Here is a 26,171-nt window from a genome sequence, read left to right as displayed (position 1 = left end):
TATAGTTCAACACGTTTACTCAAGTATCTCGTTGATAGATTCGTAACAAACATCAAATCTATCCAAAATATTGAGTACGACTATAGCAATAGGGATAATTTTCTTAGAAACACTCCTTTGAAAAAACGCCTCTACAAAAAACCATCCCTATTACCCTTTTCGTTACTTATTTCGCTTCTACCTTGACCACCTCTGACAACAGCCTCAGCCCTTCTTTCAAATAAGGGTCTTCTGACAATTTAGTCTCTTCGTCTTTGTCATCAGTCACTTCTTCGCCTACAGTACCCGCAGATTCAACGAGATTTTTGCGATCAGCAATACGCTTGTCTTCTTGATCTGCTTCTTTCTTTCTTTCTTCATAGTTGAGAGACAAGCTACGCTTCTCCTTCTCTTCTTTCATATGATCTATATCTTCTTGTAGATATTTCAAGTCCACATCCTCATTCATATCTGTATTGTATAGCGTTTGCAAGTGTTGGATCAGTTGCGGAGACACGTCATTGGTTGGTCGATAGTAGGACGAAGCGATTTGATCCCACGGCAAGGCATTGGGTCTAGAACTTTCACCAAACTCTGCGGCATCAAACCCTGATGGAAAACTGATATCTGGCGTCACACCGATGTTTTGAGTGCTACTACCTGTCACACGGTAAAATTTTGCCAGAGTCAATTTCAGCTGCCCCATGCGCGCATCGTCCGTAGGCAGCATTCTATTGAGACCAATCAAATTTTGGACAGTCCCCTTACCAAAAGAAGTCTCTCCTACGATGATACCCCGCTTGTAATCCTGAATTGCTCCACTAAAAATCTCAGAAGCAGAAGCCGAAAATCGATTGATCAAAACAGCTACTGGCCCATCGTATTGCACCCTGCTGTCTTCGTCCCTATTGATATCTATGCTACCGTCTGATCCACGCACCTGCACTACAGGTCCCTCATCGATGAAAAGTCCCGTCAAATCGATGGCCTCTTTGAGCGACCCTCCACCGTTGTAGCGCAAATCAATCAATATCCCATCCACATCATTGGCCTGTAGCTCTTCGATGATCTTCTTGACATCACGTGTGGTACTTTTGTAGTCCTTTACACCTTGTCTTGCTTCTTCAAAATTGATGTAAAAACTCGGAAGTGTGATCACCCCTAAGTTGTAAGTCTCTTTGCCGTTGTAGATTGGTATGATTTCAGACTTAGCCGATTGCTCTTCTAACTTGATTTTGTCTCTGACCAAACGAATTTCTTTGGGCAAAGCCCCCGTTCCTTCATCAAACTTCAAGACCTGGAGTCTCACCACGGTCCCTTTTTTGCCTCGAATCAGCTGCACTACGTCCTGCAATCGCCATCCAATTACATCCACAAACGCTTCGTCATCACCTTGTGCTACTGCTATGATTTTATCATCTTTGTGCAGTAACTTGCTCTTGTATGCAGGACCGCCTGCCACCACTTCGTTGACTACAGTATAATCCATGCTTTGTGTCAATCGAGCACCAATTCCCTCTAGGGACAAACTCATAGATATGTTGAAATTGTCAGAAGACACGGGTGAAAAATAGCTTGTATGCGGATCATACGCACTCGTATAAGCATTCATGTAAAACTGAAACACATCATCCGAGTTGTATTGGTTGATCCCCTTGCGGTAACGCTCATAGCGCTTGGTCAACGACTCCTTAATTTCTTCATCCGTTTTGCCTGCTAGCTTGTAACTCAATGCCTGATTTTTGATGATTTTTCTCCAGCGCTCATCGATCTCTGCATTGCTCTTGGCCCACGGTTGTTTCTCCTCATCCAAATCGAGAGATTCATCTTTCGAAAAATCAAAACCACGCTCGACGAGTTCATCCACATAATCTATTCGTGTATTGGCACGTTCTCTGAATATTCTAAAAATCTGAAAAGCCACGTCCACATTCCCTTTTCGGATGTAGTCATCAAGCTCGTACTCATACTTCGAGAAGTAATCAACATCTGATGCTAAAAAATAGGACTTGTTGTAATCCAAAGATTCGAAGTAGTTGTGAAAAATAACCGACGACAATGAATCATTCAACTCTTGTTTGCGGTAATGGTTTTTCTTGAGCAAATTATTGATCAAATAAGTCTCCTTCCAATGCTTGTCAGCGGGCACTAATTCAGGTAGTGTATCTCCAACGACAAAGCCCTGAGAAGCAAAAGTTTGAAAAATCAACAACCACAATACCACGCTAATTTTATTAATCTTCAATTTCATTCTTTCTGCTTTTTTTGGAATTCTTATTAGGTAAATATGAATAGTAACAACGTAAAATACCTTGATTTAGGTTTAAATTGTAACTTTTTTAGTGCCTCACCGCAGGATAACCCAAGATATATGAACAATCGACAGCTTTTTTCTGAGCACCTCGGACAGACTTCTGAGTTTCCACTTGCACTCGAAATAGAACGTGCCGAAGGACTCTACATGTACGATCGCCAAGACAAGCCTTACATGGACTTGATCTCTGGCATTGGGGTTAGCAGTGTAGGTCACCGACACCCAAACATAATTCGTGCCATCCACGAGCAAACCAACAAGTACCTACATTTGATGGTCTATGGCGAATTCGTCGAAGCACCTCAAGTCCAGCTGGCCAAAGCACTATCTGACACACTACCCGCTCACCTCAACAATGTATTTCTAGTCAACTCAGGGAGTGAAGCGACAGAGGGTGCTCTCAAACTCGCCAAACGACACACTGGCAAAAGAAAAATCATCTCCTGTATCGATGCGTACCACGGTTCCACTTCTGGGGCACTCTCCGTGTGTGGTAGCGAAGATTTAAAGAACCCCTTCAGGCCATTGATCCCCGAAACCTTCCGCATAGGTTTTGGAGTCACAGCAGACCTAGACACCATAGACGAACATACCGCTGCGGTCATCATCGAACCCATCCAAGGTGAGGCTGGTATCCGTATGGCTCCTAAAACTTACTTTGAGACACTGAGGAAACGTTGCGACGAAGTAGGAGCACTCCTCATCTACGACGAAGTACAATGCGGTGTTGGTCGTACAGGCAAATTCTGGGCATTTGAACACTTCGGAGTAGCCCCTGACATTGTACTCTGTGCCAAAGGAATCGGTGGCGGCATGCCGATAGGTGCCTTCATTGCCTCTAAAGAAATCATGCACTCGCTCACACACAACCCTATACTTGGACACATCTCCACATTCGGAGGGCATCCCGTAAGTGCCGCAGCTGCACTCGCCACAGTCAATCTACTGACACAGTCTGATCTCATCTCTCAATCTCCTGCCAAAGGTGAGCTATTCAAAAAGCTACTGAAGCATGACAAAATTCAGGAAGTGCGTGGAATAGGTTTGATGCTCGCCGTGACATTCGAGTCCTTTGATTTTCTCAAAGCACTGATCGACCAGTTGTTGAAGGATGGTTATTTGACAGACTGGTTCTTATTTTGTGACAACTCCATGCGCATTGCTCCCCCACTAACTATCCAAGAAGAAGACATAAAAAAAGCTTGCAGTGCTATACTGCAAGCCATTCATACCGTTTCTTAGCAGAGCGAAGCTACAGCATAGGACTCAGCTGTAGGTTTACGGCCTCTCCGTCGATGACCAACTCTATCGTACCCGTTTGTGAGAACATCTCTCTCAATTTGGCCAAACCAAGCGTGGTAGCCATAGTACCATTGACTGACTCGATCACTGCGTCCGTTGCTATGTTTGCCTCAGCTGCTGGACTGTCTTCAAAGACCTTGTGTACCAACACTTGACTCTTGTCTTTACTCAACTGGAGCTCAATCCCTGAGCAGTTGACCGGGAATTCCTCGTCATAGCTTTCATTCTTTTCCCAGTACATTTTCTTGCTGTGGTAGTCGTATACGATATTGAACTTACTCAACAATCCGCCACCCATGATTCCTGCGATCTTCTTATGATTCTGGATTCCACTCGTCGCGTGGCTCAAGCCTACAGGCATTTCATCAAACGAAAAGCTTGCAAACGTAAACTTCTTCACCCGTCCTCTGTGATGCTCATACTCCTGCTCACCCAGACCGGCCACCAAATAGATGTAGCTATCACCTACCTTAGATGCTAGCTGATTGGCTTCTACAAAAGGAGTATTGAAATCTACCGTGGCTTTTGCTCCAGTATCTACAAAAAATTCTCCCTCGACAGTCTCTCCATTTTCCAAAACTACCTGACCCGCGATGTGAGGAATATATGAAGTCAGTTTGATATCAAACGATTTTCCCAAGCCCTGATAGGTGTATCCTGATGGTTTAAACAATTTGATTTCCTTCTGATCGTAGTTCATCGACACCACATAGTTTTTCAGCACATCATAACCGATGATACCATCGATATCTTTTCCAATGCTGATTTCGAGATGATCCAATGACGTCTCATACACTTGGATGTTGTGAATCGGTGCCCCTCCTACTGTCAGTTCATTGTGTTTGACAAGCTTTCCACTGATGGTCCCTTCAGCACTGGTCGTCGTAGCATTGGAACCAGAAGTCATCCCTAGTTCTTTGGCTACTTCCAAATCCAACACCGTCAATCCGTCACCTGTATCAAATATGAAGTCCAATTCATCAGAGCCATTTACTTTTACTTTGATAAAAACGTGATCGCCATACTGGTCAAAAGGTATCGTTGCAATCGGTACTTGCCCCCATGCCACTCCTGCGTACATCAATGCAGCAACTATAAATCCTAATTTTGTTTTCATGGTATATCTTATTTCAGAAACTTGAAATTAGCTGCAATTCACTAGATTTCAAAATGGGCATTTACAATTTATCCTTCTCGGGAAATCTCAAAAATCAATAGTGCTTCTCATAGTCGGTTTGGTTGCCTGCAAAATCAGTCACCACCAATCGGAAATCACCTTGAATGATCGCTTTGTCGTCAGACCAAAGCAGCTTTCGCTTGTAATCGTAGTTCATCAGGAGCCACTGCCCATCAAGTACAGCTCTAAACTCTCTGATCCCAGACATCTCATCTTCAATCCGAAACCTTATCGATCCACCACTCGGTCTCAGCGCTACGATTTGTGGCGCAACACTATCCGTCGCGATAGTATAGGTAGTCAACTCCCGTGACTTGAATGTCACACTATGATGATCCCATTCACCTCCTGCATAGGACAAAGCTCCTCGAGCACTTACCGCATATACAGCAGCTCTATCTGGGTCATAGTTTTCAAGGGGGTACAGAGTCAAGGCAATGTATTTATTGAGTGGCACTTCATTGTTGTCCAAAGCAAAGATCTCCGAAGACGTTGCTTCATCATAACTATAATTGTATCGTAGGTAAGTCGTATCAAACAGTGCTTTTTTCCCAAAGGACACCTGTATATTTTCTCCATCAAAAACAAAATCGTGACCACTCGGTATCATGGCCCGGTAGTCATAGTACTGGGACTGGTTGCATATCACTATCGAATCTGGAATCCCCTGACGCATATCCCAGAGATAGTACCCATCCTCGAGGACATCGTACGCCAGCTGACAAGCCGTCACTATCGAATCATGATACACCATCGCTTCACAATAGCTGTATCCCTCCAAATCTCCCTTGACCTCCAGTAGTGGTCCAAAACGTTCTGATTCTTTCTTCTTGCTGCTCTCTTCGATCTGGTATGATTTTAGGTCATAATCCATCGCATTGATAACAAAGCGGTACTGACTGATATTGCCATAACTATCCTCCAGACGGATATCCAGATCATGCTTGGCTACATCCATCACACGTAGGACACCATCTAGCTCATTGGTTTCGTAGAGAGGAAGCTCATTGCCTTCGTCGACATAGAGCTTATTGAACCTTCGTCCTCCCTCACTAGAACGCTTGTAATTGGTATGGATCAGAATATTACGCTGCAGCGAAAAATCCATCCAGGAGATATCCTGTCTAAAAATCAACTTGTTGTCAAGCGTCAAGGTCTGACGAGGCACGCCATTTTTGTTGCGTGCGCCATTGAGTTGATCATAGGCATAGACCTCTACTCCGATATTTCCAAAAAGAGACAACGGTGCATCAATCCGCGAATTGCCCTTTGCATCCTGCACTACATCAAACTCAAAACGGCCAAACATGCCATTGATTCTTGCCCGTGAGTCCATCGTCACAAAGGCTATTTTTGACACCACTGGTGGTATATCGTCTACGATCTCTTCAAACCCAAATTCTAATGGATCCAATATCAAATGATCTTGGTCACGGATTTCAAAATGCAAATGAGGACCAGAAGACGAACCCGAATTACCTGATTGGGCGATCACGTCTCCTTGCTTGAATACAAATTCCTTTTCTCCAGGGAATAGGTTGACCTCAAAGGCCTCCCTCTCGTACTGCTCGTCACGTACATAGGCTGCTATCTCTGGCGAAAAACTCTCCAAATGGGCATACACCGTCACGCTATTGTTGTGTGGATGCACCATATAGAGCGCATTGCCATAGCCTGTAGTCGACACGCGGATCCGTTGTATGTAGCCATCTGCTGATGCATAGATTGGCAGCCCAGTGATACCGCTTGTTTTGATGTCTATACCCGAATGAAAATGTGTCGAACGCAATTCACCCATTGTGCCCGACAGATAATTTTCCTGATGAGGGCGTACTGGAAAAAGAAAATCTCCTTTTTGGGGAGACTGTCCCCATCCTGTGCTACTAATGCCAATAAATAATAGAAAGAATAAACTACTTAATTTCAAAATCCATCACTTTTTCATCTTCCAAATATGCCTCCAAACGATTGCCAATTTGAATGGGGCCCACGCCTTTGGGTGTCCCGGTGAAGATAAGATCCCCCTTCTTCAAAGTAAAGTATTGGGAAACATAAGAGATGATAAAATCCACATCAAACATCATATGACTGGTATTGCCATTCTGTACTTCCTGTCCATCGATTTTCAAACTAAAATTCAAATCTCGGAGATTGTACCCCTCCGTAGATCGAAACTCTGAAATAGGCGCCGAACCATTGAAACCTTTGGCTAAATCCCAAGGCAAGCCCTTGGCCTTGAGCTTGGATTGAAGGTCTCTGGCCGTAAAATCAATACCAATCGCGAATTGGTCGTAGTATTTGTGTGCGTACTTTTCCTCGATGTTTTTACCCACCTTACAGATCCGAATCACCAACTCTACCTCATGATGAATATCCTGTGTAAAATCAGGGTAATAGAATGCGTCATTGTTGCGAAGCAACGCAGTATCTGGCTTGGAAAACACAACAGGCTCATCTGGCCGCTCATTATTTAGCTCCTTGATGTGCTCCACATAATTCCTCCCTATGGCCAATATTTTCATTTTCCGAATTCGTTTGATGAATGATATGATTGCGAAGTTCAAAAACTCAGGGAAAACCAAAAAACAAATGGTGTAAAATGTCTTCCCAAGAGCCCTTTTATTTTTGAGATCGATGGATTACATCTGCTTCGATCAATTTGCGAATGACGATTTCGGTCATCTCACTTTTGAACTTGAATTCATCTCGTATATCCAATACGTAAGCCTTGAGGCGCATTTTGAGAACCGACTGCTTTTCTTTGATCTCGTTGAGAAATATCACTACGATGGGCTTGTTTATATACACGTATTTGGAGACTTGTGCCGCTTGCGTAGCAATCTCTCGTACCCTCACCGTATCTGCCTCGATCGGCAAATAGATCTCCGCAACTACCTGACAGTTGGGCTCACCAGAGTTGGCATTGGAGACCGCTTTGTTCATGATCTCACCATTGGGGATGGAGACGATACTATCGTCTGGAGTCAAAATTCGCGTCGAGCGCAAACCAATCTCCACCACTTCGCCGTAGTGCTCTCCTACTTCGATCTTGTCTCCAGAGTTGAAGGGTCTATCAAACAAAATCATCACCCCACCAAAGATATTTTTGAGAATGTCTTGCGAAGCAAAACCCACAGCTACCCCTATAGAAGCCGAAAACGCCAATATCGTAGCAGCAGGTGGCTCAAAAACCCCCATGATAATGATCGTAATCACCAATATCCAGCTGACAATTTTGATCACCGGAATCAAGCTCTTGATCGTGATCCGGTAGCGTGTGCTCTTCTCTGCAAACAACTCCAAAATTCGCGAAGTAAAGCGAATAAAGAGATAACCCATGGCAAAAATCACCAATGTCCAAAATACCTCAGCGAAAGACACAAAGTCTTCCACATTGGGGCGACTTTTTACGATCTTTTCGGCCTCATTCTCTACGCTCTCCATGCTCGAGAGAGTATCCACAGCGACTTTCGAAAGGTGACTCCCAGTGTCCAACACGACCACTACGGTATCTCTGCCTTGCCCCCACGCTAAGCTCACACTTAGCATACAACACGTCATCAATAAGCCTATACGCTTCATCATTAATGAATTAAATTTTTAGATACCAACAAACTAATCATTCCACGGTACACGATCGGGTTGATCATATAAACAGACTCCTCACAAAACACCACCCCATCCTCGAGTAAGGCAAACAAGATCAACTGACACGGTGCAGCAGGAATATGCAAGATTTGACACACTTGTTCGACAGTCAGTCCATCGTGCAGAATCAAAGCATGCAAAACGTGAATTTTGTCCATAGACAACACTTTCAAAAAATCCAAATTGGGTTTTTGAAATGTCCCTATGGTGATCTGATTCCCCTCTACGTTTTGAGTAGACAACAGCCAAAAAATCAATGCCATGCTCACGTTGCTTTTCGCAAAGTCATTGAGATCATCGAAAAACTCATCTTTCAATTTTTTCTGTTGGACTTCTGCATCCAGCTTAGCAAATTTCTTGTCAGCAGCACGCTCGTCATCCAGTTCGAATACAATTTTATACCCACTGATACGATTTCGTTTCCACACAATATTGACAATTTGATCTCTAGACAACTCTTTCATTTCGATGCTATAACTAAAGAACTCATCGATTCGAATCGTCTTGCGCAGGTAGGTCCAGGTGTAGACTGTGCATGTCGCCAGCCAAAACACTTGATGTCCAGTACGACTGATGAGCTCCGCCAGCGTCTCCAAAGCCTCGAACCCATTCACCTTGCGCAGGTAAAGGTTCTGCAAATCTTCAATCACAATGACCTGCTTAGGCCCTTGATGAAAGTACTCCACCAGTTGATCCATGTGCTCCACGGGTTCCTCGTCTAGCAGTTCGCCCATTACCACAAAAAAACCTTCTTTGCTACACACGTTATTGGAAAAAGCATACCGCGTGATGCGGTACGAAAACCCCACTTCTTTGACAGCATGATTGACGAAGGAGGTCAAGCCACCCCATTTCTCCCCTAGCACGACGGTTGCTCCATATCGACCCAATCGCCAGTTCTCAAAAGCTTGAGTAATGCTATCCAGCTCCTTCTCTCTCCCCTCAAAGAGCTCCATATCCGTAAGTGGTTCGATTTGATACAAGCGCTGATAGATCAAAGGCAACTTGTCCAATGCCTGCTGCGATTCCAACAAAAAATCCGAGACCTGCTTAGTCAATATTGGTTTCCCTGCGGTCAAGATGAATTTACCACTCAACTGGTTCAACAAGTCTTGGGCGAGCTTGTATTTCTCTTTGATCACTACAAACACCTCTTGACTCTTGATACGCAAACGATCCTGCAGCTCGGTACGCACTTGCTTTGCTTGGTTTTTGGCCTTTGCCTTGGTGATCCTAATCTTCAACTCTCTCGAGTTTTCGTTGAGACTCAATGCGATCAAGCTTTCGCAAAATTGAGTGACCACCCCGTCCAACGCTTCACTACTTTTCTTGAGAGAAATCTCAAGTTTGTCTCTTACTTCGGTCAATCTCGACGAAGCTCTTTTGAATCCATCTTTGGCAATCGCGATTACCTCTTCATCGGTCTTCTCCTCATCCAATGCTGCTATCGCAGACGACAAACTGAAAGTCACCACATGATCCAAGTCTTTGGTCTGATCGGAAGCCTCTTCCAAATCTGCAAACAACTGTGATTTGAGCACATTGATTTCCTTTTGAAACACCCGAAGGGTCTCGAAGGTAATCAACTCATGAATTGACACGTGACTAAAGTCATCGGATTTCAACGGGCGGTCGTATGTTCCTGACTTGAGTACAATATGCTCATCAGACAAGGCTTCTACATTCTGACACACAGTCACTTCCAACCTATTGATGAGATTGACGATGTTTTGATTGGAGAGTTTTTCGCTAAGTTTTGGGACGAGATCTTGATCCAGCTGCCTCACCGCTTGGTAGTTGATTCGTTTGAGTTCCTTTTGGATCGATTCATGCGACCCGTCCAATGTGGCCAAAGAGTCCAAAATAAAAGCCTGTATCTTCTCGATCTCTGGATCGATATTCTCTACGAGTTTCTTGACCTGAGCGACCTTGAGCACACTAAACTCCGCCACCGTGCGGTGCTTGAGCACATAGATATCCAGGTCTGCACGCCAATCCTCACAGAGTGCATATATGGTGTTTTTCCATTGGTAGTTGTGAGTCTTCCATTGGGTCTTTGCCTCCTCCTGGCACTTCAGCACTCGAGACGTAGACAACTTGCGAGTAGGCAACTCAAAAGTACCCACACGCTCATACTCCCGCGCAAAACATTCTTGCTGCTCAGCGGCAATCCTATCCATCTGGACTCGTACATCGGTCATCCATTGTTCTTTGAACGAACGAATATTCTCGGCCATCACTCCGGCATGAACACGGGGTTGTGTCCCATGGATGGATGCCTCTTCGAGCCATTCTTTGATGTCAAGATATTGATGAATCAAACTGCCAAAAAACTGATCCGTCACTGTTCGCAACGACGTAAGTACATCTCCAAAATAATGCTTTCGCGCTAGGTTCTGCAACGGCACCTTGTGTGACCAATTGGTCAATGGTTTTTTGGTCTTCCGAAAGACGTTCGCAAAACGTCTCGGCAAATGACCGAAACCCAACAGAGAAGATTTAAAAGTTTTGACCAAACGAATACTCCAAGTGTCTCCGCTCACAGGGAAAAAGCGCTCATCGTCTTGCGCAATAACAAGCTCCTGCTCCAGCCCCTCCAACATCGCCTCCATCGCTTCGACCAGCGATACATAGACCTCTGAGATATCCTTCTCGACAGGTGTGTGCCACGCTTCGTCTATGATATCATGCAGCCGAGCATTGAGTGCTGCACTCTGCTCACTCTGCGCCTTCAGATCATTGGACTTAGGTTCAAAAGCCTCTGTCGTACGAATCAACGCCAGCAAATGCTCACACTCACGAGTCAAATGCTCCTCAATCTCTCCTAAATAATGCTCTGCATAAATCTCTTTTACTTTCGCAAAAAGATCCTCGTTCGTTTGGTTCATTTCATTGGTCTATCAAAAACGGCACCTGTCTACATGAGCGTGCGCCATGTAAAATACGAGAATCTACAGGCATCTCAAAAGTACGAGGTGATCAATGAACGAAATGTATAGAATAAGGGTGTGATCTTTACGATAAAATCCCATCTATTTTTATAGAAAAAACCGAAGACAACGTGAGTTGATACAGCGGCATGAACTCCTATCATGGCGGGGCAGGTTCAGACAAGATGAACTACGCCCGATCAATAGTAGCGAATTGCTTGGTTTTTAATCTCCTCCTTGACTTCCTTCAAGCGCTGATCAAAATCCAACGACTTGCCTGAAGCATAGTCATCAAACGAAACAGTAGACAGAAACTCCATCAACTTAGGAGGGTGCTCTGTCGACTTCCCCGCATTGTCTACAAAACGTAGCTTACTCCACAGGATATTTTTGAGATGCGTCTCCTCGTCATCCGTCATGAAGTACTCCACAAGCACCGAACGTTCGTCGTACCACATGACACGAGAGTGTAGTTTGACCCACTCTCCCATCCCAGCAGGGCGCAGATACGAAATCTGATGATTGTACACCACCCATACGGCATCAAAAGCCTGGTAAATCTCTGAGTTTTGCAAACCATAGAGCTTAGGTACCTGATCCTCTCTACCGTTGAAATAATAGTCGAAGTACTTCGCATTGTTGAGGTGACGCAATGGGTCACAATCTTGAAACCGAATCACAGAGCGAGTCTTCGTTGTCTTCTCGTAGCGTTTATTGGGGTCAAATTCGAACATTACAGATATCTCTCTTTTAGTATAGTCAAGTGATGTGCCAAATGTCCCCCTAATATATACACGATAGCACGAACAGAGGTAGGACTCTCGTTGGAATTGCCGACAGTTGCCAACATCTCTTTGGAGAAATTAAGAATCATACTCATGTTGGCATTGCGCACTTGGATAAACTCCGTGAGCATGTCTTGTCTCGTATTCCTGCTATCGTCGGACTGATCCACATAGTCATTTTCATCAAACCCAGGCAAATCCGTACGATCTCCTCGCGCGATGCACATCGCTCGATAGCCAAACACCCGTTCTGTATCTATGATATGCCGCAGCAACTGCTCGACGGTCCATTTCCCCTCGGCATACGCATGATCCAGTTTTTCTTCGGGCAAGGACTCATAGAGGCTCATCACCTCGTCTCGCTGTGCTTTGAGATACCCCAGGATATCACTTTCGTGAAAGGTATAATCTACATACCCTTGGTAAAATTCGTTGTACTCTGACTTTTCAGGTTTAGCTATTTTCATGGTTTTGTTGTATTTCGTATTCCTTCTATTTGAGAACCTAATCAAGTTACTATCCTTGAAGTTACATCCAGCAACCTGTGCCTACCAAAGCAGTTCAAGACAAAACATATAATCTACTGTCCAGCACATGAAGGCATGCAGAGCAGGACAAGCCATCGTGCTACTTGTACCAACCAGAATACTTAAGGTAATTACCCGCAATACGTTGAATCTCTGCAGTTCCCTTGTCTCCTATGTCTTTGACTTTTCGAGCGGGGTTGCCGACATAGACTGAGCCTGGTTCTATGATGGTGTTTTCGAGTACCACAGCTCCTGCACCAATGATAGACCCTGTGCCTACGACGACATGGTCCATCACAATCGCCCCCATACCTACCAACACATTGTCCTCAAGCGTACATCCATGTACGATGGCATTGTGACCAATCGAGACATGATTGCCAATCACCGTAGGTGCTTTGAGGTAGGTGCAGTGAATCATGGCATTGTCTTGCACGTTGGAGTTGTTGCCAATCTTGATTGAATTGACGTCTCCACGCAATACAGCATTGTACCATATACTGCAGTTGTCCCCCATCGTCACATCGCCAATCACTACTGCAGTCTCTGCAAACCAACAACCTTCCCCTTGCGTCGGGGTCTTCCCCAACAATTCTCTAATCAATGCCATGTCTATCATTTATTTGTCCAAGAGCACGCCTCTGTCTCTTCTGATTGGAACAAATCTATTCTTTTGCTCTCTCCCATGCAAGCCTAACCGATGGACTCGTATCTATGTCTTCTCTCAATTGTTCGTCCGCAACTGGCTGACCATAACATGACTTCATCGGCAACTCTCCCGCCCAGATATCCAACGCATAATCCTCCTTATCGTCTACTGGTGCCCCAGACCGAATTTTCGCAGATGCGGTATCAATCGTGATTTCCAACACCGCCGTGACCTCCAGTTCTTTGGCGTTGGGCTGACGCACTTCGTCCCATCGTCCAGGCAAGAAGTTTTCGGTAATCAACCGAAGCGCTTCGTTTTTATTTTCCTCCCCGATGACCTCTTTGGCATGTCCATAGATGATCGCTGATCGATAGTTGACTGAGTGATGAAAGGCAGAGCGTGCCAGTACGAGCCCGTCCATGTGTGTCACACAAAGACATATAGGCGTGCCATCCTTCGTTTCGTTGAGCGTTCTACTTTTGACCGAACCATGGATGTAAAGTTTGTCTCCCTTGCGAGCATACGCCGTAGGAATCATGAAAGGTTGGCCCTGCATGACGAAACTAACATGGCAAAGAAAGCCCGCATCCAATATGCGATAGATTGTCTCTTGATCATAGCTTGCTCGTTTGGCCCCTCGGACAATTTTATTTCTTGTATCTTTTGGATAGTGTGACATAATATTTTGGTTTTATTCCAACAAAAATACGATATCCGTGGACTATCATTGTAGACCAGTTTTCAATTAAACAATGGTCCAGTTATGCTTCCATGGAAATCCATCATACGTATCCAATCTGACTCCAAGCGAGCCATTTATCTCCAGTTGGCCGATGCATTGGTCCAAGAGGTAATGAGTCAACGCATCCTAAGTGGCACCAAACTCCCGAGTAGCAGACAGCTCGCAGATCTGCTGCAACTCAACCGCAAGACCATCCTACTCGCCTATGACGAGCTGCTGGCTCAAGGATGGACTGAGGTGATACCCTACAAAGGCACCTTCATCAAAAGAAATCTCCCCATCACCTCCCCCAAAGCACTCGGTTCGTCCCCCAAGAAGCTTGGTTCTCGTCCAGTGAACTATGCCACTCAGCCCCACCAAATCAACGATGGTACACCAGACTACCGCATCGCTCCGATCGAGCAGCTCTACCGTACGGCTAAGTCTCTGACCAAGGGTCCCCTGAGCAAATCCGTCCTGACCGGAGCACACTTCGCCGGAGAGCTGAGCCTGCGTCGCTCACTCAGCAGCTACCTCCATGATACCCGTGCCCTCACCGCGAGCACAGAGGAATTGCTCATCACTCGCGGCAGTCAAATGTCTATCTACCTAGCGCTATCAGCTCTATTGACTCCTGGAGATGCTGTCATTGTCGGCAGCCTCAATTACGAAACTGCCAACGAAACCATTCGCTACCTCGGCGGCATCCTACACACGGTAGACGTCAGTACCACAGGCCTAGACATGGGTCAAATCGAAGCACTCCTGCACAAACAGCCTATCAAAGCCATCTATATCAGTCCACACCATCACTACCCTACGACCGTAACCATGCCCATCGAACAGCGTCTCAAGCTACTTGAGCTTTCGCAAAAGCACGACTTCTACATCTTAGAGGATGATTACGACTTTGATTACCACTACAGTGGCTCTCCCATCCTCCCTATTGCCAGCATCGATCAGGGTCAACGTGTACTCTACATCGGGTCGTTTAGCAAGATCCTCGCACCGTCCATTCGTATCGGATACATGTACGCCCACAGCAGTATCATCGAACGATGCACGACCATTCGCAAACTCATCGACAGACGAGGAGACCCCATCCTCGAAAAAGCACTGTCTCTACTCATAGAAGAAAACGAAATCCAAAGAAGCATCAAAAAAGCCGTCAAAACATACGGCCAGCGTAGGGACATTTTTTGCGACTTGCTTGCGCAAAAATTTGGTGAGAAAATTTCCTTTAGTAAACCTGACGGTGGCATGGCTATTTGGGCTCATTTTCAAGGGATTGACATCAAAAACCTCATCCAATCCTCCAAACAAATCCATCTCGACCTCAATGTAGACACCTACTCGCAGAGCGAACATTGCCGGCTAGGGTTTGCCTCCATGACCGAAGCAGAAATGACTCAAAACATCGATCTCCTATATCGTGCTGCAATCCCTCTTTATAAATAAAATCTAATCTTTTGAAAGTCAAAAAATGCAGATTCACTATATTGACCGCTAGTACAACAACCAAGAAACCCAAAAACAGCAAGCGTCATCACACATGCAGGCAGAGCAACTCACATGGTCTTCTCAACACAAATGGCAAGCCATATCCAACCATAATCTTGGGCAGACAGCCAATCTTGTTTTCGCCTTTGGTACACCCGAGCTCATCCAAGTACCCGAGCGCTACCACGAACTGCGAGAGAAGTATCCCAATGCCGACATCATCACTGCCAGTACTGCCGAAGAAATAATCAACGGTCAAGTACTCCAAAACCACATCGTAGTATCTGCGCTCTATTTCGAAAAAACCACCATCGAATCCATCCGTGTAGACATTGCGAATGTTCAAGATAGTTTCGATGCAGGTACACACTTGTCTGCCGATCTCAACAAAGATTTCATATCAAACCTCCTACTATTCGCCGACGGCAAGACGATCAATGGTGACGATCTCATCACTGGCATCCATATCAACCTCTCGGAATCAATCCCTATTTTGGGAGGAATGACAGGCACCAACTCTTTGGACACCCTCTCTCTGGTGGGACTAAACGAACCCCCAAAGGAAGGACAAGTCGTCGGAGTTGGGTTCAGTGGCGAGCACCTCAAAATAGGCTATGGTTTGGACACCTCATGGAGTTCGTTTGGCGCTGAGAAAACTGTCACGAGAGCCTACAATACACGACTCTATGAAATTGACGGCAAGAGCCCGCTACACTTCTACAAACAATACCTCGAAGGACTTGTCGATGACGTCACCACAGAATGCTCAACCTACCCTCTCGGCATCAAAAGAAACAACGGGACAGGCAAACGGGTGATTCGCACAGTAGTCACCGTCCACGATGACGAATCCATTTCCTTTGCAGGCAACTTTAGCAAAGGGGACTTGATTCGAATGATGAAATCCAACCCGCATACGATGATCGAATCAGCCCAACAAACTACCTCACAAACCCTAGCCTCCTTTGGCATCCCAAAACCCGACTTTGTTCTCTTGATCAATTGTGTTGGCAGGAGAAAAGTTTTGAAGGATTGGTCGAGCCATGAAGTAGAATATGTAAATTCGGAGTTTGAAGAAGGTACACCAGTGATGGGGTTTTACTCTTATGGAGAGATTGTCCCTAATGCACCCCGGTCCAAAAGTGAATTGCACAACAAAAGCATTGTGATTACAGCATTTAGAGAAGATTGATGAAGGAAAAGAAACAAAACCATATCCTACAACAGCAGCTCCAAAAATATATGGGTGACAAGCCCATTCCCGCAGAAATGGAGACGCTATTTGACAACATCAGCGAGACCTACGATCACTTCGAGCAAGAGCAAGAACTCATCGAGCGGGTCATGAATGTGAGTTCTGAAGAACTCCTAGATGCCAACCAGGAATTGAAAAAGATCAACGAAGAAATGGATCGCTTCGTCTATAGCACCTCACATGATCTACGTGCTCCACTCCTATCCATACTCGGATTGCTCAACATCATAGAAAAAGAAAACAAACAATACGACATCCAAGGATACCTCAAACTCCTCAGAGACAGTACTGTCAACCTGGACAAGTTCATCAGTGACATCATCGACTACTCTCGAAACTCCAGACTAGACGTAGAGAAAAAAGAAGTAGACATAGCCGCCATCATCAACGAATCCTTTAAGCACCTCAATTACCTCCCAGGTTGCTCTACGGTTCTCAAGTTGATCAACATAGACGCCAAAGAAAAATTCTACTGTGACGAACGCAGACTCACTATCATTTTCAACAACGTGATCTCCAATGCCATCAAATATCAAAACCCAGACATCCACGACAGCTACATCAATATCGAAGCAGTCATCGATGAGAAGAAAATGACGGTAGAAATAGAAGACAACGGAATTGGAATCGAGGAGAGTTACCTCCAAAAGATTTTTGACATGTTTTATCGGGCTAGCCCAGACTCCAAAGGTTCGGGGCTCGGGCTATATATCGTCAAAGAAACCATCCAAAAATTAAATGGTCAAATCACTGTCAAATCCACTCTCGGTATGGGCACCAAGTTTAGCCTCCTCATTCCCAATATCGATAGACATTAGACCAAACAGGGACCAATAACGTGACGAAATTAAAACTCAAATTGAACTCTAGCACGTACCGCCCAATTCTGCGGCACTCCCTCGCGATCTAGATATGTGAGTCGCTTGACCAAATCTACCCGCAGAAAACTAAAGATATTGGAAATCCCAAAACTCGCTTCCATATACGGTTTATCTGACAAAGCATAAGTGGCCTGTGTCCCATCAGCATTGCGGGGATACGGAGGCAAATCACTGTGCAAATCGGGGTTGTTTTCATCTGTCAAGGTACCAAACAGCATCTTGAATGTCACCACAGAGCGCAACTTCAGTCTATCTACCAGTGGGATTTTGTTCATGATGAATCCATTGAAGTAATGCGACAGTTGCAAATTGACTTGTCGATCACTGACAAACTCCAAATAGTTCATCATGTTGAATGCACGAGCAGAATACGAATACGTCTGATTACCACGAGGAATCGTCAACAGTGGGTACGGCACATTACCCCAAAGCTGTGTATAGGCAACATCCACATCGGTATAGCCAAAAGGAGACACATAGAAACGCTTGGACACACTCAGTTGGACGCGATCGTATGCATAATCCGAACCCAATGCCCCATTGAATCCATGCCAGTATTTAAGTTGAAAAATCGGATACTTGTTGGGGATAGAGACTGTACCTGTACGGCCTTGGTAGAACTTCTCATTGGGTGCGAAACGCAGCCCTGCTGTAGCTTCGGTCACTTCTATCTCTTCGGCCTCTCGCTGTGCTTTGTCTTTGAAATCCGTATCAATCACACCTGGCTGAAAACTCAACACCCCGCCCGGTTGCATATCCTGCATATTTGCTCCCACGGTGAAAGAAAAGCCGTACTTGAGTCGACGACCATAATCAAATCCCACTTTGTCCATATAGATTCGCTTATCGTTGACACTCCCTGGTCGACGAAACGAACTGAACAAGTTGGCTTCCATAGCATATTGCAAATTTTCCCCAGGATTCACCAAATCCTTGGAATAAAACAAGATGATGTGGTCCAGTCTGTTGTCGCTCAAATAATGAGACACACGTCCAGCATACTTCCATTCCTCGTCCGAGAGTCCATAGGCGGCATACGCTTCGATCTGCCAGTACCGACTAAACTTCTCAGTCGTCATCCCTCCAAAACGCAAGCGCGTTCCCTCGATGGGGTTCCAAGACGCAAAAGTCCCCACCGGGCCAATGGCTATTTTGTTGATATCTACATAACCGATCGTCATCAAGGTCATCAAGTTCATGAACCGGTTGAAAGCAGGTAGCTCTTTGATCTCTTCGTTCATACTGTACACCCCTTGCTCTGATTTGGACAGCTCCATGTGTCTGGCCTCTTCCCAAAACTCCTCCGATTGAGCATCTACCCTCGTGACGTCTTTGATGTATTGGTTGCCCTCATAGATCGTATCTGCTCGCATTTGATTGTAGACCAAGTCATCATAGGACACGGTCCTTCGGCCAAATATCCCCATATTGTTGCCGTCCACAATGTTGAAATCCATGCTGATCTTATCCGTCTTGAGAGAATAGGTATCATATTGGTTCTTGACAAACTCTTGCACGACAAACATATCCTGGACATAGTTCAAATTGGTCTGTTTTGAGATGCGCATGTCCACTTTTTTGACAGCATAGGCAGAATCTGTTGTGATAAACATACTCCCTATGAACGCCAAATCACTCGGATTACGGGGCTGAAAAGACAGTTTGAACAGCTTCTCATCATCCACCACTAGGGTATCTGCGATAAAAAACTTGTATGTGGCTGGAGCCAAAATAGAGATTGGACTCACAAAGAGCTGAGACAGGATATTGATATTGTTGTCATAAATGTCAATATCTTGGTAGAGTTTGTCCACCACATAAGAGATCCCTTGATTATCAAAATAATCCTCAAATCCCGTCATCTTGGTCCCCATGCGGTACTCGACGGTACGCTCGGGACTGCGTCGGTAATACACCTGTGAACTCGTCTCTCTCAAGAAAATGGGCAAATATGTCTTGCCGTTGATATCGGAGGTATCCATGTAGTCAAAGACCATTTGAAAATCGCGCATGATCCGCTTCTCTTTGAACTTCTCTGAGACATTGTTGACATCAAACTCTACTTTCTCGTACTTGTTGTACTCATAGTAGTCGAGGCTTGTCATCTTATTGGATTCCTTGTGGTCAATGACCTTCTTGATGATAGTCACGGCAGGGTTGTCTTTGTTTCGGTAGCGGAGTTTTTTGCTACTGATAGTGACCGTCTCCAACTCCAAACTCGTCTCCTCCAATTGAAAATCAATGAGCTGTGTAGCCCCTATCCTGACAGGCTTGACGACCGGCTTGTACCCAATATAGGATGCTTTGAGTGAAGCAGTAGCGTCTTCTGTCTGTATGTAGTACACCCCATCCATGTCCGAAGTAGTACCACGTGTCGTCCCCTCAAAAGAAAGGTTTACAAACGGTAGCCGCTCCCCAGTCACTTTATCCGTGACGACTCCACTGATTCGAGTCGTCTCTTGAGCATTTGCTCTTTCAGAGGCCCACAAGCCCACTACTACAAAGAAAATATAGGTCAGTTTCAATATTATTCTGTTATACACACCATAGCCTTATCCCTATTTCATCGATAGTCCCACCAGCATGCTTTGACATGGAGATTGTCTCCATTCGTTTGGTGTGACAAAGCTATACTACGAATAGTTATAGAGCAAAGACATGACAAACAAGAAAATGTTTCCTTTGGTCCACTATTTTTTAAAACACTCACACGCTTAACCTGACCACTTGTAACGTAAAACCAGAGCCAACTGAAGCATGTTTTCGAGACGGCATCCATCGGTTCATATCAGATTAGACGAATTTTCAAGGCGGAAGAACTAAAAATTCTTTTTAGCTTCGCTTTCTGACCTACAAACTTGACGACACACACCGAGCTACATATCACCGACTTGAGCGACGAACGAAGTTTTGAACGCGTATTCAAAGCACTGTATCAGCCGCTGATCCGATTTGCTTACCAATACCTCTCGGATGAAGATTTGGCAGAAGAAATCGTCCAAGAAACCTTCACCAGCCTTTGGCAAAAAGCCAAAGACATAGAAATCAAAACTTCCATCAAGTCCTACCTCTATGGTGCAGTGCGCAACGCATGCCTCAATAATCTCAAACATCAAAAAGTCGTACGGGCACACGAAGAAACAGTCAAGCATCAATCAGATGCAATGGAAGAGGATTTTTTGGAGTTGGACGAACTACAAGACAAGATAGACCGAGCACTAGATCAGCTACCGGAGAAGTGTCGTGAAATCTTCGAAATGAGCCGGTTCGAAGAAATGAAATACAAGGAGATCGCAGAGCAGCTACAAATCTCCATCAAAACCGTAGAGACACAAATGAGTCGCGCACTCAAAGTCATGCGAACTGCGTTGGGACAGTACTTAGTCAGCTTCCTGTTGGGGCTGTTTTATTGGATCGAAAATAATTTGTAAGGGTAAAATGAAAGCCAGTTGTCAAGCATATAGATGAGCAAAGAGAAGGGACATATCGTGAGTGAAGAGATGCTCTACCGCTATTGGGCGGGAGAGTTGAGTGAATCAGAACGCCTGCAGATCACGAAGTGGGCACAGGAATCTACGGATCACCAGCGCCAATTGGACGAAGCGCAGATTTTCCACTTGGACCTCAAGGCCCTAGCCAACCTCAATCAGCAAAACACGCACAGCACAGACCAAGCGTGGGAACAATTCAGAACCAAAAACAATATCCAAAGTAGCACAAACAAAACTACTCCACTGCCTACGCTCATCCTGCGCTATGCCGCAGCGGTACTCATCCTCCTCACTGTCGGATGGTGGCTCTACGACCAGCCGGCAGATCAAATCCAAACTGCTACCACGCTCGACACCCAAGAACTACAGCTCTCAGATGGCTCCAACATCACCCTCAATCACCATTCTCAACTTTCCTATCCAGAAAGTTTTGATTCGAAAGAGCGCCAGGTAGCCCTCCAAGGAGAAGCTTATTTTGAAGTCACAGCCAGCAAAGAACAGCCCTTCGTCATCGATCTGCTCTATGGGCAAGTCAAAGTCGTCGGTACGGCGTTCAACATAGACGCCAGCCACTCAGACCGCATTGAGGTGAGTGTAGACGAAGGTATCGTAGAGGTCTACACGACTGACCAATCCCTCACTCTGCATGCAGGTCAACATGCGATCCTCAATGCCCACAACAAGAGTTTGACCGAAGAACCATCCCCTTCGACAACTACACACAATTTTTGGCGAACCAAGCAACTGAGCTTTCAAAATACACGACTCAGCGACGTGATCATCGCGCTACAGGACAGCTATGCTGTTCGAATCGTACTAGACAATCCACAGCTCTCAAACTGCAGCATCACCGTGCGCTTCGAGGACGAATCTCTGGACAACATCCTAGAGGTGATCACGACCACTTTAGGTTTGAGTGTGACGACCGACCAAGAAACCTACACTCTATCTGGCGATGGATGCAATTAAATATTTGACCACTGTCTGGCTATTGATTCTCGGCTTGTCTGGTGCTCAAGCGCAAAACGAACCGATGATTACCCTCCAGTTTGACCACCAACCCTTGAGTGAAGTATTGAAAACCATCGATGCTCTACCTCAAGTCAAACTCTCCTACAATCCGGCTAGCCTACCTTCTGACGTGATAGTCACCAAAAACTACGTCAACGCCACCGTCGATGAGGTCTTGCAGGACCTACTCGGCAAGCCATACGAGTACAAACGCGTCGGAGATTACATCATCATTCAAAAAGCCACTCCCAAAAAAAACAAAGAGAAGGAGAAGCAGACCTACAAGTTTTCGGGAGACATCAAAGACGCCAGCACTGGCGAGACGCTGACTGACGTGACAGTCTATGAAGTCAACACACTAGATGCGACACTCTCCGACGAAAAGGGAGAATTTGAGTTGGAGGTCAGTTCCAGAGCAGACCTAGCTACCATAGCCGTCAGCCGCAAAAACTACCAAGACACCATCATCCGACTCAGCGACCTACAGTCGTTGAAAAATGACGTCCTACTCACTCCCCGCCAACCGGCCCAGCCCGAAGCACAAGAAGAAAGCAGATTCAGCCTAGAGTCCAAAAAGCTCGTTCGCTTCTTCACCAGTCGAAAAAACCGCAAAAACACCGAGAATGTCAAACAAGTAGAAGACCGTTTTTTCCAGTTTTCGCTCGTGCCAGCGATCGGCACCAACATGTCGATGGGTGGACAAGTCAGGCACCGACTATCCCTCAATCTACTGGCCGGCTACTCCTACGGTCTCCATGACGGGTTCGAGCTCGGAGGACTCTACAACATCAACCGCTCCGATGTCTCTGGTGTACAGATCGCAGGATTCGGCAACACGACAGGCGGTACGGCCGAGGGTTTTCAACTCGCAGGCTTCATCAATACCAGCAAAGGCTACACCCAAGCCGCACAGATCGCGGGTTTTACCAATATCGTCACCGACAGTCTACGTGGCTTTCAGCTCTCGGGCTTCTCCAACATCTCCACACGACTCGATGGCGCACAGATATCCGGCTTCTCCAACATCGCCAAGGGACGGATGGATGGATTCCAACTGGCGGGATTTAGCAACCACAGCCAACTCATCGAAGGCGTACAGCTCACCAGTGTCATCAATACAGCTCATGAAATCGACGGCATGCAAATGTCCGGTCTACTCAACATCACCAACACCCTCAAAGGCACCCAGTTTGGCATCATCAACATCGCAGACACCGTCGAATCAGGAATGCAAATCGGCCTCATCAATGTCGTCAAGAAAAACGGCTACCTAGAAGCTGCCGTAGAGTACGGCGACCTATTCCCCGTGGGATTCGCCATACGCTCAGGCATGCACAAGTTCTACAACGTCTTCTCTGTCAATACCCAGCTCGAAAACGACCGCCTATGGGCCTATGGCTTTGGGCTAGGTACTCAGTTCACCCTCAAAAACAAGCTCTTCGCTACTGCCGAAGTACGCGCACACTACCTCCAAAAATGGGACGATTCCATAGAGACCTTCAATCTCTTGTCGAGATGTCACATCAATCTCGGCTACCAGCTCCTTGACAAGTTTTCCATCACAGGTGGACCTGTCCTCAACATCTACCTCGCCGAAGAAACCGGAGAAGGTACAGGACAATATGGCTATGACATAGCACACAACCCCTTCTACAACGAAATCGAAGAAAACATAGCCGTCCAACTCTGGATAGGCTATGAGTTTTCAATTCGGTTTTAGCGTTTGAAGACAAAAACATTTCTGCTAGATTGTAGACAAATCAACATCCCCAATCAACAACTCTTCCCCCATACCACGTTACTTTTGGTACAGATAACCTAGTCTCCAAACCTATTTTCTTCAAGCATCGCCGAAATTACATCCAGGAGAAGAAGAAATAGCGCGATGAGTTCCTAAGGTACGCCCACAATTCTTCTCAGTGAGAAACAACAAGATAGAGCTACCATCATCAATACATCCATTTATGCTACACACAATAATATTTGATCAGAATCACAAGCCAACAAATACCGAAAAACAAGAAATTGTAGATTTTCTCCATACACACCTCGAAGAGTACGGAGACCCGAAAAAAGACATTCAAAAAGCAATTGAGTATTCGGTAAACGAACATACATCCTTCGGAGGGTTCTCCATGCTACTGACCGATAGGAACCAAATCGTAGGAGCGGCTGTGGTCAACAAAACGGGGATGGAAGGTTACATTCCTGAAAACATACTGGTCTACTTGGCTACTCACATAGACCATAGAGGAAAGGGGTTAGGAAAGGCACTGATGCAAAACATCATAGACACGACCACAGGAGATATTGCATTGCATGTCGGAGCTGGAAATCCAGCTCAAAGACTTTACGAAAAAATGGGGTTCACCAATCCGTATTTGGAAATGCGACTCAAAAAGCAACCCTCTCACTCCGATGAATAAGTCACTGGTAGTGATTTGCACGAACAAAGATCAGCTGTAACACAACAATACCCTCATCCCCAACCCAACCGCCACAATCCCCCCTTCCCAAATGGAGCGATAGGGCAAACCGCTCTTCCTATACCCAAGTGAAAACTCCCGTTGGTGACAGAGTAACGGGACGAAGGTACTCCAACATCGCCTCTATATCTTTTTCAAAAAAATCAAAAACCCTGTCGGGGTAAAACTCCCCTTGCCTTTCTACTAATCAAACAACAACACATTGATTATCATGAAAAGGAATCACATCAGTATTTACGCGGTTATTCTCTACCTACTTGCCACCCTACCCACGCTATCTGCACAAGATGCCACACGCATTGGACAGGTCTCATTGGTGCCAGGATTCAGCACCAGCAGAGGCCCTTCCGCTGAGCAGACCAACCTTGTCTCGCTCAACCTCCTTGCGGGAAATGAATACGCACTAAAAGGTGCAGAACTCGCTTCACTGCTCAACATCAACCAGCAAAATGTCGTCGGTGCACAGCTCGCCGGGCTCAGCAACTACACAGGAGGACAGACGACAGGTGCACAAATCGCAGGTCTCTCCAACATCAACCATGCAGGTATCGTGGGTACACAAGTGGCAGGACTATCCAACTGGATCGAAGGCTCCGTCCGAGGACTACAACTCAGCGGACTCCTCAACTACAACACCGAAGCGGTGCAAGGCATGCAACTCACAGGCCTAGTCAATGTAAGCCAAACCTCTCAAGGCATGCAACTAGCCGGCCTGCACAACCACAGCCTCCGTACCCAAGGGGTACAGCTCGCAGGACTATCCAACCAATCCAATGCGCTCCAGGGTACGCAAATCAGTGGTCTCGTCAATCTATCCGAAGAAACCAAAGGACTACAACTATCCGCCCTATACAACCAAACCAACCACCTACGTGGGCTACAGTTTGGACTCATCAACATCGCAGACTCTGTTTGCAGTGGCACCCAGTTTGGCTTGATCAACATCGTCAAAAAGAACGGACTATTTGCCTTCGGTGTGGAGTACGGAGACGTCACACCATGGAATGTCAACTTGCGCACCGGGACCCACCGCTTCTACTCCATCCTCACAACCGGGACGCAGTTCGAAGAGGCACAAGGTGACGAAATCTGGTCCTACGGTGTAGGCTTTGGCTCGCAGTTTCGTCTCAAAGACCGGCTACTGGCCAACATCGAGTTGGTCTCTAGCCAACTTCGAAAGCACGAAGACCATGTGGAAGCACTCTACCTACTCAACCGCTTTCATGTCAATATCGGCTACCAGATACTCAAGCATCTGACCGTCACAGGCGGCCCAGTGCTCAACATCTACGTCGCTCAAACTGACAAGAGCCCTACAGACCAGCCGACAATTGACATAGCCCACAAGCCCTTTTACGAACAGCAAGAAGGCAATTACAAAATCCAAGCATGGGTGGGCTATTCTTTCGGTATTCGATTCTAACTCCAACTACACACTGGGCTGATGCCCAACATCTACTGTCCTCGCAGCATACAGCTGTGAGGATATTTCATCCACTCATTCAAACACACACA

General features: G+C 45.9%; 20 protein-coding genes. 9 read left to right on the top strand and 11 right to left on the bottom strand.

All coding sequences use genetic code 11. The features are described 5' to 3' along the window. Nucleotides 1-166: 166 nt before the first annotated feature. The gene (locus BFP72_RS06955; RefSeq protein ID WP_255397168.1) at nucleotides 167-2,230 is read right to left on the bottom strand and encodes a carboxy terminal-processing peptidase; all 2,064 of its coding nucleotides are present in this window, start codon (nucleotides 2,228-2,230) and stop codon (nucleotides 167-169) included. A gap of 120 nt (nucleotides 2,231-2,350) precedes the next feature. On the opposite strand from BFP72_RS06955, the gene BFP72_RS06950 reads away from it, so the two are divergent. Next, complete coding sequence (locus tag BFP72_RS06950) at nucleotides 2,351-3,535, top strand: aspartate aminotransferase family protein (protein WP_099598443.1); 1,185 nt, start codon at nucleotides 2,351-2,353, stop codon at nucleotides 3,533-3,535. Between the two features lie 10 nt (nucleotides 3,536-3,545). Here BFP72_RS06950 and BFP72_RS06945 read toward each other — a convergent pair whose 3' ends face one another. From BFP72_RS06945 to BFP72_RS06905, 9 genes are all read right to left on the bottom strand, one after another. Then, nucleotides 3,546-4,712, bottom strand: coding sequence for an aspartyl protease family protein (locus BFP72_RS06945; RefSeq protein ID WP_099598442.1), 1,167 nt, complete (start codon nucleotides 4,710-4,712; stop codon nucleotides 3,546-3,548). A gap of 94 nt (nucleotides 4,713-4,806) precedes the next feature. Continuing rightward, nucleotides 4,807-6,570 (bottom strand): M23 family metallopeptidase, encoded by a 1,764-nt coding sequence (locus BFP72_RS06940; protein WP_099598441.1) that lies wholly within the window; start codon nucleotides 6,568-6,570, stop codon nucleotides 4,807-4,809. A 115-nt stretch (nucleotides 6,571-6,685) separates the two neighbouring features. Further along, nucleotides 6,686-7,294 (bottom strand): fumarylacetoacetate hydrolase family protein, encoded by a 609-nt coding sequence (locus tag BFP72_RS06935; protein WP_099598440.1) that lies wholly within the window; start codon nucleotides 7,292-7,294, stop codon nucleotides 6,686-6,688. A 97-nt stretch (nucleotides 7,295-7,391) separates the two neighbouring features. Beyond that, nucleotides 7,392-8,357 (bottom strand): mechanosensitive ion channel family protein, encoded by a 966-nt coding sequence (locus BFP72_RS06930; RefSeq protein ID WP_099598439.1) that lies wholly within the window; start codon nucleotides 8,355-8,357, stop codon nucleotides 7,392-7,394. Then, nucleotides 8,357-11,308, bottom strand: coding sequence for a hypothetical protein (locus BFP72_RS06925; protein ID WP_099598438.1), 2,952 nt, complete (start codon nucleotides 11,306-11,308; stop codon nucleotides 8,357-8,359). The genes BFP72_RS06930 and BFP72_RS06925 overlap by 1 nt, the downstream gene beginning before the upstream one ends. Nucleotides 11,309-11,550: 242 nt before the next feature. Next, entirely contained in the window at nucleotides 11,551-12,084 is a 534-nt protein-coding gene (locus tag BFP72_RS06920) for a thioesterase family protein (RefSeq protein WP_099598437.1), read from the bottom strand. Continuing rightward, nucleotides 12,084-12,602, bottom strand: coding sequence for a DinB family protein (locus BFP72_RS06915; protein WP_099598436.1), 519 nt, complete (start codon nucleotides 12,600-12,602; stop codon nucleotides 12,084-12,086). Before BFP72_RS06915 ends, BFP72_RS06920 begins: the two co-directional genes overlap by 1 nt. 160 nt (nucleotides 12,603-12,762) lie before the next feature. Further along, nucleotides 12,763-13,272, bottom strand: a complete 510-nt coding sequence (locus BFP72_RS06910) for a gamma carbonic anhydrase family protein (RefSeq protein WP_099600712.1) — start codon at nucleotides 13,270-13,272, stop codon at nucleotides 12,763-12,765. A gap of 55 nt (nucleotides 13,273-13,327) precedes the next feature. Continuing rightward, a complete protein-coding gene (locus BFP72_RS06905; protein WP_099598435.1) occupies nucleotides 13,328-13,990 on the bottom strand; it encodes a pyridoxamine 5'-phosphate oxidase family protein in 663 nt (220 codons plus the stop codon). Between the two features lie 84 nt (nucleotides 13,991-14,074). Here BFP72_RS06905 and BFP72_RS06900 point away from each other — a divergent pair, with 84 nt between their 5' ends. From BFP72_RS06900 to BFP72_RS06890, 3 genes are all read left to right on the top strand, one after another. Further along, nucleotides 14,075-15,490 (top strand): PLP-dependent aminotransferase family protein, encoded by a 1,416-nt coding sequence (locus BFP72_RS06900; protein WP_099598434.1) that lies wholly within the window; start codon nucleotides 14,075-14,077, stop codon nucleotides 15,488-15,490. 94 nt (nucleotides 15,491-15,584) lie between these two features. Continuing rightward, a complete protein-coding gene (locus BFP72_RS06895) occupies nucleotides 15,585-16,724 on the top strand; it encodes an FIST signal transduction protein (protein ID WP_099598433.1) in 1,140 nt (379 codons plus the stop codon). Then, nucleotides 16,724-17,605, top strand: coding sequence for an ATP-binding protein (locus tag BFP72_RS06890; protein WP_099598432.1), 882 nt, complete (start codon nucleotides 16,724-16,726; stop codon nucleotides 17,603-17,605). The genes BFP72_RS06895 and BFP72_RS06890 overlap by 1 nt, the downstream gene beginning before the upstream one ends. A 29-nt stretch (nucleotides 17,606-17,634) precedes the next feature. Here BFP72_RS06890 and BFP72_RS06885 read toward each other — a convergent pair whose 3' ends face one another. Beyond that, nucleotides 17,635-20,193 carry a DUF5686 and carboxypeptidase-like regulatory domain-containing protein gene (locus BFP72_RS06885; RefSeq protein WP_158233324.1) on the bottom strand — a complete coding sequence of 853 codons (2,559 nt, stop codon included), beginning with the start codon at nucleotides 20,191-20,193 and terminating at the stop codon, nucleotides 17,635-17,637. Between the two features lie 333 nt (nucleotides 20,194-20,526). On the opposite strand from BFP72_RS06885, the gene BFP72_RS06880 reads away from it, so the two are divergent. The 5 genes from BFP72_RS06880 (at nucleotide 20,527) to BFP72_RS06860 (ending at nucleotide 26,079) form a co-directional block, all read left to right on the top strand. Further along, entirely contained in the window at nucleotides 20,527-21,099 is a 573-nt protein-coding gene (locus tag BFP72_RS06880) for an RNA polymerase sigma-70 factor (protein ID WP_099598430.1), read from the top strand. 33 nt (nucleotides 21,100-21,132) lie between these two features. Beyond that, nucleotides 21,133-22,128, top strand: coding sequence for a FecR family protein (locus BFP72_RS06875; protein WP_099598429.1), 996 nt, complete (start codon nucleotides 21,133-21,135; stop codon nucleotides 22,126-22,128). After that, a complete protein-coding gene (locus BFP72_RS06870; protein ID WP_099598428.1) occupies nucleotides 22,115-23,890 on the top strand; it encodes an STN and carboxypeptidase regulatory-like domain-containing protein in 1,776 nt (591 codons plus the stop codon). The genes BFP72_RS06875 and BFP72_RS06870 overlap by 14 nt, the downstream gene beginning before the upstream one ends. Before the next feature lie 244 nt (nucleotides 23,891-24,134). Next, nucleotides 24,135-24,596 (top strand): GNAT family N-acetyltransferase, encoded by a 462-nt coding sequence (locus BFP72_RS06865; RefSeq protein ID WP_099598427.1) that lies wholly within the window; start codon nucleotides 24,135-24,137, stop codon nucleotides 24,594-24,596. Nucleotides 24,597-24,867: 271 nt separating this feature from the next. Continuing rightward, a complete protein-coding gene (locus tag BFP72_RS06860; protein ID WP_099598426.1) occupies nucleotides 24,868-26,079 on the top strand; it encodes a hypothetical protein in 1,212 nt (403 codons plus the stop codon). Nucleotides 26,080-26,171: the final 92 nt, after the last annotated feature.

Origin of the sequence: Reichenbachiella sp. 5M10, from assembly GCF_002742335.1 — a bacterium.
Taxonomy (GTDB): Bacteria; Bacteroidota; Bacteroidia; order Cytophagales; family Cyclobacteriaceae; genus Reichenbachiella.
This window is presented reverse-complemented; position numbering and strand designations above follow the sequence as displayed.